Source organism: Pelomonas nitida, from assembly GCF_043555975.1.
Lineage (GTDB): Bacteria > Pseudomonadota > Gammaproteobacteria > Burkholderiales > Burkholderiaceae_C > Pelomonas > Pelomonas nitida.
This window is the reverse complement of record NZ_JBIGIA010000009.1, coordinates 80,219-93,535: the sequence shown is the minus strand read 5'-3', so window position 1 is coordinate 93,535 and position 13,317 is coordinate 80,219. Positions and strand designations below refer to the sequence as shown.

At 67.9% G+C, this 13,317-nt stretch carries 13 protein-coding genes; 6 read left to right on the top strand and 7 right to left on the bottom strand.

The genetic code is table 11. From position 1 onward, the window contains the following. Window positions 1–92: 92 nt before the first annotated feature. From bamC to ACG00X_RS13165, 6 genes are all read right to left on the bottom strand, one after another. Window positions 93–1,259 (bottom strand): outer membrane protein assembly factor BamC, encoded by a 1,167-nt coding sequence (bamC, locus tag ACG00X_RS13190; RefSeq protein WP_394488644.1) that lies wholly within the window; start codon window positions 1,257–1,259, stop codon window positions 93–95. A gap of 63 nt (window positions 1,260–1,322) precedes the next feature. Then, window positions 1,323–2,204 carry a 4-hydroxy-tetrahydrodipicolinate synthase gene (gene dapA, locus ACG00X_RS13185; RefSeq protein ID WP_394488643.1) on the bottom strand — a complete coding sequence of 294 codons (882 nt, stop codon included), beginning with the start codon at window positions 2,202–2,204 and terminating at the stop codon, window positions 1,323–1,325. A 30-nt stretch (window positions 2,205–2,234) separates the two neighbouring features. Continuing rightward, window positions 2,235–2,753 carry a class I SAM-dependent methyltransferase gene (locus ACG00X_RS13180; RefSeq protein WP_394488642.1) on the bottom strand — a complete coding sequence of 173 codons (519 nt, stop codon included), beginning with the start codon at window positions 2,751–2,753 and terminating at the stop codon, window positions 2,235–2,237. Then, on the bottom strand, window positions 2,750–2,875 hold the full coding sequence (locus ACG00X_RS13175; protein WP_394488641.1) for a hypothetical protein: 126 nt from the start codon (window positions 2,873–2,875) through the stop codon (window positions 2,750–2,752). The genes ACG00X_RS13180 and ACG00X_RS13175 overlap by 4 nt, the downstream gene beginning before the upstream one ends. Continuing rightward, entirely contained in the window at window positions 2,872–4,095 is a 1,224-nt protein-coding gene (locus tag ACG00X_RS13170) for an MFS transporter (protein WP_394488640.1), read from the bottom strand. Before ACG00X_RS13170 ends, ACG00X_RS13175 begins: the two co-directional genes overlap by 4 nt. Window positions 4,096–4,108: 13 nt before the next feature. Then, entirely contained in the window at window positions 4,109–5,527 is a 1,419-nt protein-coding gene (locus ACG00X_RS13165; RefSeq protein ID WP_394488639.1) for an amidohydrolase family protein, read from the bottom strand. Window positions 5,528–5,593: 66 nt separating this feature from the next. Here ACG00X_RS13165 and ACG00X_RS13160 point away from each other — a divergent pair, with 66 nt between their 5' ends. The 6 genes from ACG00X_RS13160 to ACG00X_RS13135 all read left to right on the top strand — a co-directional run bounded on the left by ACG00X_RS13160 (window position 5,594) and on the right by ACG00X_RS13135 (window position 12,713). Then, window positions 5,594–7,588, top strand: coding sequence for a DNA topoisomerase IV subunit B (locus tag ACG00X_RS13160; protein ID WP_394488638.1), 1,995 nt, complete (start codon window positions 5,594–5,596; stop codon window positions 7,586–7,588). A gap of 19 nt (window positions 7,589–7,607) precedes the next feature. Beyond that, window positions 7,608–8,132, top strand: a complete 525-nt coding sequence (locus ACG00X_RS13155; protein WP_394488637.1) for a GNAT family N-acetyltransferase — start codon at window positions 7,608–7,610, stop codon at window positions 8,130–8,132. After that, the gene (locus tag ACG00X_RS13150; protein ID WP_394488636.1) at window positions 8,129–8,782 is read left to right on the top strand and encodes a lytic transglycosylase domain-containing protein; all 654 of its coding nucleotides are present in this window, start codon (window positions 8,129–8,131) and stop codon (window positions 8,780–8,782) included. The genes ACG00X_RS13155 and ACG00X_RS13150 overlap by 4 nt, the downstream gene beginning before the upstream one ends. Next, window positions 8,779–11,112 carry a DNA topoisomerase IV subunit A gene (gene parC / locus ACG00X_RS13145; RefSeq protein WP_394488635.1) on the top strand — a complete coding sequence of 778 codons (2,334 nt, stop codon included), beginning with the start codon at window positions 8,779–8,781 and terminating at the stop codon, window positions 11,110–11,112. Before ACG00X_RS13150 ends, parC begins: the two co-directional genes overlap by 4 nt. A 202-nt stretch (window positions 11,113–11,314) precedes the next feature. Next, entirely contained in the window at window positions 11,315–11,791 is a 477-nt protein-coding gene (locus ACG00X_RS13140; protein WP_394488634.1) for an FxDxF family PEP-CTERM protein, read from the top strand. A gap of 439 nt (window positions 11,792–12,230) precedes the next feature. Next, entirely contained in the window at window positions 12,231–12,713 is a 483-nt protein-coding gene (locus ACG00X_RS13135; RefSeq protein WP_394488633.1) for an FxDxF family PEP-CTERM protein, read from the top strand. 95 nt (window positions 12,714–12,808) lie between these two features. Here the strand turns inward: ACG00X_RS13135 and ACG00X_RS13130 are convergent, their stop codons facing one another. After that, window positions 12,809–13,309 (bottom strand): outer membrane protein assembly factor BamE, encoded by a 501-nt coding sequence (locus ACG00X_RS13130; protein WP_394488632.1) that lies wholly within the window; start codon window positions 13,307–13,309, stop codon window positions 12,809–12,811. Window positions 13,310–13,317: the final 8 nt, after the last annotated feature.

Here is a 13,317-nt window from a genome sequence, read left to right as displayed (position 1 = left end):
GGCTCAGTCAGCTGCTGGCCCTGGCCGGGCGCCTCAGCACGGGTCCGGCAAGTGGCGCTGTGCGCCAAGGCGGGGGCTGAGGCGCCTGATGTTCACTTCAGATCGTCCATCAGCAGTCCGAGGATGCGCTTGGCGTTGTCATCGGTGATGGCCTGGCCGCGTTCGTCGAGCACGCGCACGACGCTCTTGTCGCCCTCGGTCTTGACCGACACGCGGTAGCGCACCGGTGCAGTAGTCTTCGCGCCGAACAGGCGCTGGAAGAAGTTGGGTTCTTCCTCGCCGGCCTTCTCGGGGTCTGCATAGCGCAGGAAGAACAGGCCGGCAGCGCGGTCGCGGTCTTCGATGGTGAAGCCATGGCGATCCAGCGACAGGCCGACGCGGCGCCAGGCGCGGTCGAAGCCGTCGGCCACGGTCAGGCTGCTCGGGATTTCGCTCAGCGGGCGGCGTGCGCGGGGCGCTTCGCCACCGGTGGCGGCCGGCGAGGGCTGGGCGCCAGGTGCCGATGCCTGGGCCACGACGGCCTTGGCTGCGGCTTCCTGGCCGCCGAGTTTGAGCATCAGGCGCGACAGCATTTCGGCTTCCAGCGTCGGGTCGCTGGGGCGGTTCTGCCACGTCGTCGAGTCCTTGGCGGAGGTGGTGTAGACCTCCTGCATGCCGCGGTGGCTGATGAAGATGTCGGTGCCGTTGGTGCCGCGCTCCACGCGGGTGCGGTACATGTCGCGCTCGCCGGTGGACCAGAAGCTGTCGAACACCTTGCCGATGGTGGCGCGGACGATGTCGTTAGGCAGCTTGGCGCGGTTCTCGGCCCAGTTGGTCTCCATGATGCCGACTTCGGGTTGCTCCTTCGTCAGCTCCAGGCCGCGCTCCTGCCAGAACGCGCGCAGCTGGGGCCAGACCTGCTCCGGCGTGGCGGAGGTGTGCAGCCAACGGTCGGTGCCGCTGCGTTCCAGACGAATCTCGCCGGCGCTGTTGGGGGCGACGGAGTTGGCCGCGGCCACCGAGCTGTTGTTGGCCGGGCGTGCCGCCGACAGCGCGGAGGCGGTGATCGAGCCACCTTGCACCTGGGCGCGGTTGTCCTTGGCGAGCTGGGTCAGGTCGGGCGGGACGTCCAGGCCCTGCGTCTGCTTCGCCGCAGTCTTGTAGTCGACCTTCTCGGACGAGAACATGCCGTCGAGGGTGCTGCAGCCTGCGAGAGACAGGACAAAGGCCGTGCAGGCCAGGCGGGTCGCCGTGGGGCGATGCGAGGAAAGGGACGTCACGCTGGAAATCTCCGAGGGAACAGGTTGCCCAGCCAGGGGCAGCGGCGCATTAGACCAGAGGACTCAGAGCAGTCCGGCTTCGATCAGCGCCTGCCCGACGCTGGCCTGACCGGCTGCTGTCAGCGGCGTGATGGGCAGCCGCAGCGCGGCGCCGCAGCGGCCCAGGCGTGACAGTGCCCACTTCGTCGGGCAGGGGCTGGGTTCGCAGAAGAGTTGCTTGTGCAGGCCCAGCAGCTTCAGGTGGATCTTGCGGGCCTCGATGGCATTGCCTTCGATGGCCAGGCGGCACATCTCGGCCATCTGGCGCGGCGCGACGTTGGCCGTCACGCTGACGTTGCCGTGGCCGCCCAGCAGCATGAGGGCGACGGCCGTGCCGTCGTCGCCGGAGTAGACGTGAAAGCCCTCGGGCGCATGCTTGATCAGGAACGCGGCGCGCTCGATGTTGCCGGTGGCTTCCTTGATGCCGAACACGCCGGGCAGCGTGGCACAGCGCAGCGTCGTCTCGGGCGCCATGTCTGCCATCGTGCGACCGGGCACGTTGTAGAGCATCATGGGGATGTCTACGGCCTCGGCGACGGCCTTGAAGTGCTGGTAGATGCCTTCCTGCGACGGCTTGTTGTAGTAGGGCACCACGGACAGCGTGCAGTCAGCGCCAACCTGCTTGGCGTAACGGCTCAGCTCGATGGCCTCGGCGGTGGAGTTGGCGCCGGTGCCGGCCAGCACGGGGATGCGGCCCTTGGCGTGCTCGACGGCCACGCGGATGATTTCGCGGTTCTCCTCCATGCTCACCGTGGGCGACTCGCCGGTGGTGCCGACGACGCCGATGCAGGCGGTGCCTTCCTCGACATGCCAGTCGATGAGGCGGCGCAGGGCGAGGTAGTCGATGCTGCCGTCCTCGTTCATGGGCGTGACGAGGGCGACGATGCTGCCGAGGATGGGCTTCATGGTGGAAATGTCAGAAGGAATCGGGGGATTTTAGGCTGCGGCAACCATGGGCGTGGCCGGCCGAATGGCCGCAACGCGCTGCACGAAGCGCGGGTTGACGCCGCCTTCGAACACGTCTTCGTACGCGACGATGCGCCAACCCTCGCAGACGCGCAGCAGCTCGCCCCGCTGCAGCAGGAAATCGGGCCGCGCGGGGCGGCCGATGGTTTGCTGGCCGTCGGCAAAGGTTTCCCAGATGAGCCAGCCGCCCGGCTTGACGGCGGACTTGATGTCGTCGATCAGCGGGCGCCACAGGTAGTTGCAGACGACGACGAGATCGAAGGCCTGCGGTGCGATGGGCCACGGGGCGTTCTCGATGTCGGCGTCGACGATCTTTGCAAGGCTTTGCAATGGGGCCGTGGCGGCGGTGTCACGGTCCACGCCCGTCACCTGCCAGCCGGCCTCGGCCAGCCATCGCAGGTTGCGGCCCGAGCCGCAAGCGACGTCCAGCGCGCGCGCCGGTGGTTGGGGCGCGAAGCGTTGCAGCCAGGCGGAGGGGGAGGTGTTCATCCGAAGCAGGCCCAGATTTGTTCGCTCAGTTGGATCATGACTGCCGGATGGCGGTAGGCCAGGATCGTCAACGCCAGCACGGTGACGGCCAGCGATGGCAGGACCCACCGGCGCGGCTTCATGCGGGCAGGGCGCGCGCAGACCGGTCGATCGGCGTCTCGCGCACGGGCAGGTTGGCCAGCATGGCGACGATGCCCAGCGCAATCGCCAGCATCCAGACGATGTCGTAGCTGCCGGTGGCGTCGTACAGCTTGCCGCCCAGCCAGACGCCCAGGAAGCTGCCGATCTGGTGGCTGAAGAAGACGAAGCCGCCGAGCATGGACAGGTGCTGCGCGCCGAAGATCTGCGCGACGACGGCATTGGTCGGCGGCACGGTGGACAGCCACAGGAAGCCGATGACCGCCGCGAAGACGTAGACGCTCAGTGGCGTGAGCGGCACGCTGAGGAAGATGACGATGGCCACCGCGCGCAGGCCGTAGATGGCCGCCAGCAGGTGGCGCTTCGGGAAACGCTGGCCCAGCGAGCCGGCGGTGTAGGTGCCGAAGACGTTGAACAGCCCGATCAGCATCAGCGCGCCGGTGGAGACCTCCAGCCCCAGGCCGTGGTCCTTCAGATAACTGGGCAGGTGCACGCCAATGAACACGACCTGGAAGCCGCAGACGAAATAACCCAGCATCAGCAACTGAAAGCTGCGGTAGCCGAAGGCTTCGCGCAGCGCCTGGCCGACGCTCTGGTGGCCCGCCGCGCCACTCGCCGCCTGGCGTTCGCGCAGGCCCAGCGCCAGCGGCAGGATCAGCAGCGCGGCGGTGGCCAGCAGGAACAGGGCGGTCTGCCAGCCGGCGTGGCTGATGAGCCAGGTTTCCAGCGGGATCATCGCGAACTGGCCGAACGAGCCGGCGGCGGCGGCCACGCCGAAGGCCCAGGAGCGCTTCTCGGGCGAGACGGTGCGGCCCAGCACGCCGTAGATGATGGCGTAGGTCGAGCCCGATTGGGCGACGCCGATGAGCACGCCGGCCCCCAGCGTGAAGCTCAGCGGGTGGCTGGTGATCGCCATCATGACCAGGCCCAGCGCATAGGCCAGTCCGCCGCCGATGAGCACCTTCCAGCTGCCGAAACGGTCGGCCAGCATGCCGGCGATGGGGCCGGCAGCGCCCCACGACAGGTTCTGCACCGCCATGGCGAAGGAGAAGGTCTCGCGCGTCCAGCCGCGCTCCGTGATGATGGGTTGCAGCCAGAAGCCGAAGCCATGGCGTATGCCCATCGACAGCGTGACGATGAGCGCGCCGCACAGCAGCACCTGCTGGACGGTTAGCCCGGGAGCGGGAGGGCGGGGCGTGTTCATCGCGCGACTGTAATCAGCGCGGCTTGGCCTTGCTGGACGTCTTGGCTTTGGCGGGCGCAGCGGGCGATTTGTTCGACGATTTGGTGGCCGGCTTGGCCTTGCCGCCCTTCTTCTTGGCGGCGGTTTTGGGGGCGTCGGCCGTCGAGGCGCTGGCCTGGGAGCTGGACGCGGCGACGTCGGCCAGCCGGGTCAACAGCCGCCCCTGCTTGACGCGCAGCATGGGCACGTCAAGCACGCCGAGGTCGGCGATCGGGTCGCCGCTGAGCAGCAGGAAGCTGGCCTCGCACCCGGGCTCGAAACAGCCGATCTTGCGACCAGGGAAGAGCGCGCGCGGTGTGTCGATGGTGGCCAGCCGCAGCAGTGTGGCGCGGTCCATGCCGAGTTCGTCGAGCGCATGCAGCTCGGTACGCGCCGTGCCGATGAAGACGTCCGAGCCCACCAGCAGAGGCACGCCGGCGGCCTGCAACCGGGCGAGGTTGGTGCGCTGGATCTCGCGCAAGGCGGCCGCCGGGCCGTCGTCCAGGCGGAACAGCGCGGTGGCGGCCGTGGTCGTGATGACCGCGGTGTGCTGCTGCGCGGCGCGCGCGGCCGACGCCTCGGCAATGAGGAACTGCTCCGGCGGTTCATCCAGCAGGTTGGCGTAGCCAGGCACATGGGCGATGGTGTCCACGCCGGCGGCCAGCGCGGCATCGAAGTCGGCGGCGGTCTCGACGTGGGCGACGACGTGCAGCCCGTCGGCATGGGCCAGCCGGGTCAGCTCGGCGGCGGTCTCGGGCGTCAGGCCCAGGCGGCCGAAATGCTCGGTCTGCTGGCGCAGCTCCGGCCGTTCGCTGTGCGCCAGCACCAGGCGCAGCCACTGGCTGCCGCGTGCGCGGATGGCGGTCCATTGCTCGATGGCCTGCTCCGGGCTGTCGACGATGACGATCTTGTGCTGCGCCGCCGCGGCCTCGGGCGTCGGTTCGGGCAGCACGGCCGCCAGCGGGTAGCCGTTGCTGGACGTGATGCAGGCGGTGACGAAGCTCACGTCCGGCGCCGCGCGCGAGTCGGTCAGCGGGCGGACCTCGGCAACGCCTTCAGGGTCGCCACACAGCATGGCGGCGTAGAAGACGCCTTCATCGATGTACTTGTCCGCGAACTGGCCCCATCCCCAGGCGGTCTGCAGGTTGTGGTTGTGGGCCTCGGCCAGCGGTGGGATGAGCACCTGGCCGTGCATGTCCATCTTGCGGTTGACCTTGGGCGGCCTCCTGCCGACGAACTGGCCGTTCTCCACATAGAGGTTGCCGCGCTGGATGGCGTGGCCGTCGAACCAGCGGGCATTTTTCAGCTCCCAGGTCAGCGGGGCGCTGGCCTGGTAGGGCTGTTGCGGAGATGAAGGGGTCTGGGCCTGTGAAAAACTACAGGTCAGCAACAAGCAGGCGATCAGGAATCTCAAGCGTCGGCACTCGGTCTTCGGGAGCCGCGAATCCTAGCCCGAGCCTCTTCTTAGAATCCCGCCCCTATGTCGAGTCGTCCGTCTTCCCCCTCTGCCGCCAAACCCGCCGAGTACGGCGAAGCCTCCATCCGCGTCCTGAAGGGGCTGGAGCCCGTCAAGCAGCGGCCGGGCATGTACACCCGCACCGAGAACCCGCTGCACTGCATCCAGGAGGTCATCGACAACGCGGCCGACGAGGCGCTGGCCGGCCACGGCAAGCGCATCGACATGACGCTGCATGCCGATGGCTCCGTGTCGGTGGCCGACGACGGCCGCGGCATTCCGTTCGGCCTGCACCCGGAAGAAGGCGTGCCGGTCATCGAGATCGTCTACACGCGGCTGCACGCCGGCGGCAAGTTCGACAAGGGCTCGGGCGGCGCCTACAGCTTCTCGGGCGGCCTGCACGGCGTCGGTGTGTCGGTGACGAACGCGCTGGCCAAGCGGCTGGAGGTGGCCGTCTGGCGCGAGAAGCAGGTGGCTGGCATCGCCTTCGAGCATGGCGATGTGGTGCAGCAGGTCGTCACGCGGCCGGCCGCCAGCGGCGACCGCAAGCAGGGCACGACGGTGCGCGTCTGGCCCGACCCCAAGTATTTCGAGAGCGCCGAGCTGCCCCGCCATGAGCTGGTGCACCTGCTGCGCTCCAAGGCCGTGCTGATGCCGGGCGTGACGGTCACGCTGAAGATCGAGAAGACCGGCGAGACCACGACCTGGCTCTACAAGGCGGGCCTGCGCGACTACCTGGCGCAGTCGCTGAACGGCGACCCGCTGATCCCGCTGTTCGAGGGCGAGGGCTTCGCCTCCGCCGGCGAGAGCGAGAACTTCGCCGAAGGCGAGGGCGCGGCCTGGTGCGTGGCCTTCACGGAAGACGGCGCACCGCTGCGCGAGAGCTACGTGAACCTGATCCCGACCGTGGCCGGCGGCACGCACGAATCGGGCCTGAAGGACGGCTTGTTCGGCGCGGTCAAGGGTTTCATCGAGATGCACTCGCTGCTGCCCAAGGGCGTGAAGCTGATGCCCGACGACGTGTTCTCGCGGGCCAGCTTCGTGCTGAGCGCCAAGGTGCTGGACCCGCAGTTCCAGGGCCAGACCAAGGAGCGGCTGAACTCTCGCGACGCGCTGCGGCTGGTTGCGGCCTATGTGAAGCCGACGTTCGAGCTGTGGCTCAACCAGCATGTCGAGCACGGCAAGAAGCTGGCCGAGCTGGTCATCAAGCAGGCACAAACGCGGCAACGCGCCAGCCAGAAGGTCGAGAAGCGCAAGGGCTCCGGCGTGGCCGTGCTGCCGGGCAAGCTGACCGACTGCGAAAGCCGCGACCTGACGCTCAACGAGGTCTTCCTCGTCGAGGGCGACTCCGCCGGCGGCAGCGCCAAGATGGGCCGCGACAAGGAGACCCAGGCCATCCTGCCGCTGCGCGGCAAGGTGCTGAACGCCTGGGAGGTCGAGCGCGACCTGCTGTTCAAGAACAACGAGATCCACGACATCTCGGTGGCGCTGGGCGTGGACCCGCACGGCCCCAACGACACGCCGGACCTCTCCGGCCTGCGCTACGGCAAGGTCTGCATCCTGTCCGACGCCGACGTGGACGGCTCGCACATCCAGGTGCTGCTGCTCACGCTCTTCTTCCGCCACTTCCCCAAGCTGGTCGAGACCGGCCACGTCTACGTGGCGCGGCCGCCGCTCTATCGCATCGACGCCCCGGCGCGCGGCAAGAAGCCCATGGCCAAGCTCTACGCGCTGGACGACGGTGAGCTGACCGCCGCACTGGACAAGTTGCGCAAGGAAGGTGCCCGCGAGGGATCATGGAGCATCAGCCGCTTCAAGGGTCTGGGCGAGATGAACGCCGAACAGTTGTGGGACACGACGCTGAACCCCGAGACGCGGCGGCTGTCGCGCGTGGCCTACGGGCAGTTCGACTTCGCCGCCACCGTGGACGCGTTCAACAAGCTCATGGGCAAGGGCGAGGCGGCGTCGCGCCGCGAGCTCATGGAACTCCACGGTGACGCCGTGGAAATCGACATCTGACCCCGCGGCCCGTCTCGGCATGACCCTGCGCCTGCGCCCCACGATGCTGTCCGACCTGGACTGGGTCGTCTCGGTCGAGCGCGACGGCGCCAACCTGCCGTTCATCACGCCGTGGGAGCGCACGCAGCACGAGGGGGCCATCCGTTTCCCGGACTCGCGCCACTTCATCCTCGAAGAGGGCGACGGGCTCGACCGCGTGGGCTTCGTCATCCTGCAGGGCTGCCGCAACCCGAATGGCTCCATCGAGCTGAAACGCCTGGTGCTGCAGGCCAAGGGGCGCGGCCTGGGGCGGGCGGCCGTGCGGCTCCTCAAGGCCATGGCGTTCACGCAGCTGAAGGCGCACCGCTTCTGGCTGGACGTGAAGGCGCTGAACACGCGGGCACTCAACCTCTATGCCGACGAAGGCTTCGTCGAGGAGGGGCGGCTGCGCGAAAGCGTGCGCGTGACCGTGGGCGGCGCCGATGGCTATGACTCGCTGGTGGTCATGTCGCTGCTGGACCGCGAATATCAGGCCCGGGTGGCCCTGGGTCTGGAGGCCGCATGAAGGCGTGGCCGCTCCTGTCGCTGGTGCTGGCACTGCCGGCCCGGGCCGAGCTGTGGGGTTTTGTCGATGCGACGGGGGTGGCGCATTTCGCGCCAACCCAGCTCGATCGGCGCTACACACGTGTGCTCGACGGCGTGACCATGCAGCGCGTGCCGGGCAAGACGGACGGGGGCGTGGCGCTGCTGAACTGGCTGGACATCGCGCCGGAAGTGAAGGCCGTGCAGCCCTGGGTGCGCGAGGCGGCCACGTTGTACGGGGTGGATGCCGACCTGCTCAAGGCCATCATCGCCGTCGAGTCGGGCTACCAGCGCAACGCGATGTCTCCGCGCGGCGCCGTGGGGCTGATGCAGATCACGCCCGAGACGGCCCTTCGCTATGCGACACCGGCCGACGCCGCGCGCCTCATCGAGCCGCGCATCAACATTCACACGGGCGCGCGCATGCTGGCCGACCTGATGCGCCGCTTCCGGTCCATCGACGCGGCGCTGGCCGCCTGGAACGCCGGTGAAGGCGCCGTGCGCCGGGCCGGCAACCGCGTGCCCAACATCGAAGAAACCCAGGCCCATGTGCAGCTCGTCCTGGAGCTGTACTGGGCCCTGCTGCAGCAGGGCCAGCCGGCTCGCGCGCAGCGCTTGACCTTGCATCCATGAGTTCCGAACAGACCACGATCGACTTCAACGGCCCCACCGACGGTGGCGACGACGCCAGCGCGCTGACGCTGGCGGCCTACGCGCAGCAGGCCTATCTCGAATACGCGCTGAGCGTCGTCAAGGGGCGTGCGCTGCCGTCCTACTCCGACGGCCAGAAGCCCGTGCAGCGGCGCATCCTCTATTCCATGCATCGCCTGGGGTTGGGCTGGAGCGGCGCCTCGGGCGCCAAGCCGGTCAAGGGCGCCAAGGTCGTTGGCGACGTGCTGGGCAGCTTTCACCCACACGGCGACCAATCCGTCTACGACGCGCTGGTGCGCATGGCGCAGGACTTCTCGCTGCGCTACCCGCTGATCGACGGCCATGGCAACTTCGGCAGCCGCGACGGTGACGGCGCTGCGGCGATGCGTTACACGGAAGCGCGCCTGGCGCCCATCGCCCGCCTCGTGCTCGACGAGATCGACGAAGGCACGGTGGATTTCCGCCCCAACTACGACGGCACGACGCAGGAGCCCACCGAGCTGCCGGCGCGCCTGCCCTTCGTGCTGCTGAATGGCGCCAGCGGCATCGCCGTGGGCCTGGCGACCGAGATCCCCAGCCACAACCTGCGCGAAGTCGCGGCGGCTGCTGTCGCGCTGCTGAAGGATGACCAGCTCGGCGACGACGCGCTGTTCGACCTGCTGCCCGGCCCGGATTTCCCCGGCGGCGGCCAGCTCATCAGCGCGCCGGAGGAAATCCGCGCGGCCTACACGTCCGGTCGCGGCAGCCTCAAGGTGCGCGCGCGCTGGAAGATCGAGGACCTGGCGCGTGGCCAGTGGCAGCTGGTCGTCACCGAGCTGCCGCATGGCACCAGCGCGCAGAAGGTGCTGGAAGAGATCGAGGAGCTGTCCAACCCCAAGGTCAAGGCCGGCAAGAAGACGCTGACGCCCGAGCAGCTGCAGCTCAAGGCCGGTTTGCTGGCCGTGCTGGACGGCGTGCGCGACGAGTCCAGCAAGGACGCCGCGGTGCGCATCGTCTTCGAGCCCAAGAGCCGCACGGTCGAGCAGCAAGACCTCATCAACACGCTGCTGGCCCACACCAGCCTGGAGAGCAGCGCGCCGGTCAACCTGACGATGATCGGCGACGACGGCCGGCCGACGCAGAAGAGCCTGCGCCAGATCCTGACCGAGTGGGTGGGCTTCCGCCAGGCGACGGTGCGCCGCCGCACCGAGCATCGCCTGGCCAAGGTCAACGAGCGCATCCATGTGCTCGAAGGCCGGCAGCTGGTGCTGCTGAACATCGACGAGGTCATCCGCATCATCCGCGAGTCGGACGAGCCCAAGGAAGCGCTGATCGCGCGCTTCAACCTGAGTGATCGCCAGGCCGAGGACATCCTCGAAATCCGCCTGCGCCAGCTGGCGCGGCTGGAGGCCATCAAGATCGAGCAGGACCTGGCCAAGCTGCGCGACGAGCGCGCCAAGCTGGAGGACATCCTGGGCAGCGCCAGCGCGCTGCGCCGCACGGTCATCAAGGAGATCGAGGCCGATGCCAAGCAGTACGGCGATGACCGCCGCACGCTGATCCAGGCCGAGAAGCGCGTCGTTGCCGAGGTGAAGATCGTCGACGAGCCGGTCACCGTCATCGTCAGCCAGAAGGGCTGGGTGCGGGCGCTGAAGGGCCACGAGGTGGATGTCGCGGTGCAGACCTTCAAGGCGGGCGACAGTTTGTGGGGTGCGTTCCGCTGCCGCAGCGTCGATCCGCTGATCGTCGTCGGCAGCAACGGGCGCGTCTATTCCGTGCCGGTGTCGGTCCTGCCGGGCGGGCGGGGCGACGGCCAGCCCATCACGACGCTGATCGAGCTGGAAAGCGGCACGCAGATCGCCCATTACTTGGCCGCCGCGCCCGCGCAGCGCCTGGTGTTGGCCGGGGCGAGCGGCTATGGCCTGCTGGCCCAGGTCGGCGACCTCGTCGGCCGCCAGAAGGCCGGCAAGACTTTCCTTGCGCTGGACGAGGGCGAAGCGCCGCTGCTGGCGCTGGTGCCGGCCGACGTTGTCGCGCTGCAACTCGGCGTGCTGAGCACGCAGGGCCGGCTGCTGACCTTCCCGCTGGATGAGCTCAAGCACCAGCCCAAGGGCGGCAAGGGCCTGATGCTGATGGATCTCGAGGGGCCGGATCGCCTGCTGGCGGTGGCCTGCTTCGCGACCCAGCTGAAGGTGCTGGGCAGCGGCCGCGGCGGCAAGCCGCGCGAGGAGTTGCTGCGCAATCAATCCCTGGCGGGCTATGTCGGCAAGCGGGCCCGTAAAGGCCGGGCGGTCGATGGCCTGCAAAAGGTTTCGGGCCTTGCACCGGATTGAGTCGCCCGTTTGCAATTGGTGACTTCTGCCTTTTGCTGGTGCATTTGTGATGAGTTATGTGCAGCAACTTACAAATTGCCACAAGTCTTTAGGCTGCTCACCCCTAGCACGAAGGGGTGACCGGAACTTTTTCTCGCTTCGCTGCACTGCACAATGAATTTCGACGGTTGTGCTTGACCGTCGTAAGTCAGGAGCAACGCAAATGAAACTGAAATCCCTCGCCGCCGCCTCGCTGGTGGCATTGGCCGCGACGGGCGCGCAGGCCGCCTCGATCACAACCTTCGCTGGCGGTCAGCATGCTGACGTCGAGATCGGCGCGGAAACTGGTCTGTCCGGCGCCTTTTTCAAGGAATACGACTTCACGCTGAGCGGCACGTTCGACCTGACGGCCACTTTCCTCTCGAGCGGTGTTGTCGGTTCGTTCGGCATCTATAACGCGGATGACACGCCCGTCACCGGCCTGAGCTGGGCGTTCGGCGGCAAGCCGTTCACGACCACCACGTCGTTCACGCTGGATGCCGGCAGCTACTACTACGCCGTGCAGGGCGGCAAGTCGGGCAGCTTCTCGCTGAGTTCGGCTGCCGTGGCTGCGGTGCCGGAACCCGAAACCTATGCCCTGCTGGGCGCTGGCCTGGGCATCGTCGGCTTCGTCGCCTCGCGCCGTCGTCGTCAAGACTGATCGGAGAGTGAGCCTGCGGGGTTGAACAGGCCCGGCGGGTGACAGTCTCTCGCCCCGGTGCCGCAAGGTGCCGGGGCTTTTTTATGCGTGTCAGTGGTCTATGCCCGGGAGGCGGCGGCTGGGCAGGATGATCCTCTGCTGCGCAACAAGTCTCCGGCCAGCGATGTCGGCAGGTGGGCCCGCAAGGGCAGGGCCGTCGACGGCTTGCAAAAGGTCGCCGCGCTCGCGCCGCATCGAGTCGCCCGATTGCAGTTGGTGACTTCTGATTTTTATTGGCGCATTTGTGCTTATTTCTGTGCCATCGCTTACGAATAGCGACAAATCATCCGTCTCTTTACCCCTAGCACGAAGGGGTGGCTGGAACTTTTTCTCGTTTGGTTGCACTGCACAATGAATCTCGGCGGTTGTGCTTGACCGTCAGAAAGTCAGGAGCTACGCAATGAAGTTGAAAATGATCGTCGCCGCGGTTGCGGCACTTACCGCCATCAGCAGCCACGCTGCCGCTGATTCCTGGGGCACCCACTCGGCGCTGGAACTGGACGTCACCGTCCTGCCGACCGGCTCGTTCTTCGACACCTACTCGTTCTCGCTCGACACCAAGTCGATCGTGACCGGTGGTGTCGAGAGCTTCGGCGCTCTGGTCGGTGGCTTCAGCGTGTGGGGCACGGGCAGCGATGGCCTCATCGGCACTTCCGATGACTACGGCATCGCTGGCGCCGCCTTCGGTGGCCAGACCAGCGTGACGCTGGGCTCCGGCAGCTACTACTACGCCGTCGCTGGCTATGGCTTCACGGCGGGTGGTTACGCCATCGCGTCGTCGGCTGTGGCTGCACCGGTGCCGGAACCCGAAACCTACGCCCTGCTGGGCGCTGGCCTGGGTATTGTCGGCTTCGTCGCCTCGCGCCGTCGTCGCCAAGACTGATCACTGAGCATTTCCGCGGGATCGGACCCGATCCCGCCGGTATGCGCCTCCTCGCCCTGGTGCCCAAAGCATCGGGGCGTTTTTGTTTGTCCGCCTCAGTCGTCCATGCCGGGAAAGCGCCGGCTGGGAAAGACCATGCTCTGCGAGGTGCGCAGCACCCGGCCGTCCTTGAAATGGACGTTGAAGCGCAGGCCGTAGCCGATCTGGTCGGGCTCGATGGTCCAGTCCCACACGTCCTCACCGCTGAGCCGGAAGAAGACCCGGCTGCGCTCGCCGCCCAGGATGTGGCTGACCTGCTCGGGCGTCATGCCCGGCTCGATGCGGGCGCGGCTGGCGGGCGACAGGCCGTCCGTCACCCCCAAGAGTCTGCCGGCGGCGTCGAACCGGATCATGTAGCAGTGCCGGCCGATCGGCTGGCTGGAATATTCCAGCGTGCGGCCGCCGTCCGCTTCGGGCCAGACCCGCCGCGGCTGGCCGTGCCAGGCGATGACGTCCTCGCCGCGGCTGATGCCGGGCTGCAACCGGCCGTCGCGGTCCGGCGCGGTGGCGCAACCGGCCAGCAGCAGGCTGCTCAGGGCGATGGCAGCGAGGCGCACGAGCCGGT

Bases quoted from the DNA above. Each gene is read 5' to 3' on its own strand.
- dapA (WP_394488643.1), bottom strand. From the start codon at position 2,204: ATGAAGCCCATCCTCGGCAGCATCGTCGCCCTCGTCACGCCCATGAAC.
- ACG00X_RS13180 (WP_394488642.1), bottom strand. From the start codon at position 2,753: ATGAACACCTCCCCCTCCGCCTGGCTGCAACGCTTCGCGCCCCAACCA.
- ACG00X_RS13175 (WP_394488641.1), bottom strand. From the start codon at position 2,875: ATGAAGCCGCGCCGGTGGGTCCTGCCATCGCTGGCCGTCACCGTGCTG.
- ACG00X_RS13170 (WP_394488640.1), bottom strand. From the start codon at position 4,095: ATGAACACGCCCCGCCCTCCCGCTCCCGGGCTAACCGTCCAGCAGGTG.
- ACG00X_RS13160 (WP_394488638.1), top strand. From the start codon at position 5,594: ATGTCGAGTCGTCCGTCTTCCCCCTCTGCCGCCAAACCCGCCGAGTAC.
- ACG00X_RS13155 (WP_394488637.1), top strand. From the start codon at position 7,608: ATGACCCTGCGCCTGCGCCCCACGATGCTGTCCGACCTGGACTGGGTC.
- ACG00X_RS13150 (WP_394488636.1), top strand. From the start codon at position 8,129: ATGAAGGCGTGGCCGCTCCTGTCGCTGGTGCTGGCACTGCCGGCCCGG.
- parC (WP_394488635.1), top strand. From the start codon at position 8,779: ATGAGTTCCGAACAGACCACGATCGACTTCAACGGCCCCACCGACGGT.
- ACG00X_RS13140 (WP_394488634.1), top strand. From the start codon at position 11,315: ATGAAACTGAAATCCCTCGCCGCCGCCTCGCTGGTGGCATTGGCCGCG.
- ACG00X_RS13135 (WP_394488633.1), top strand. From the start codon at position 12,231: ATGAAGTTGAAAATGATCGTCGCCGCGGTTGCGGCACTTACCGCCATC.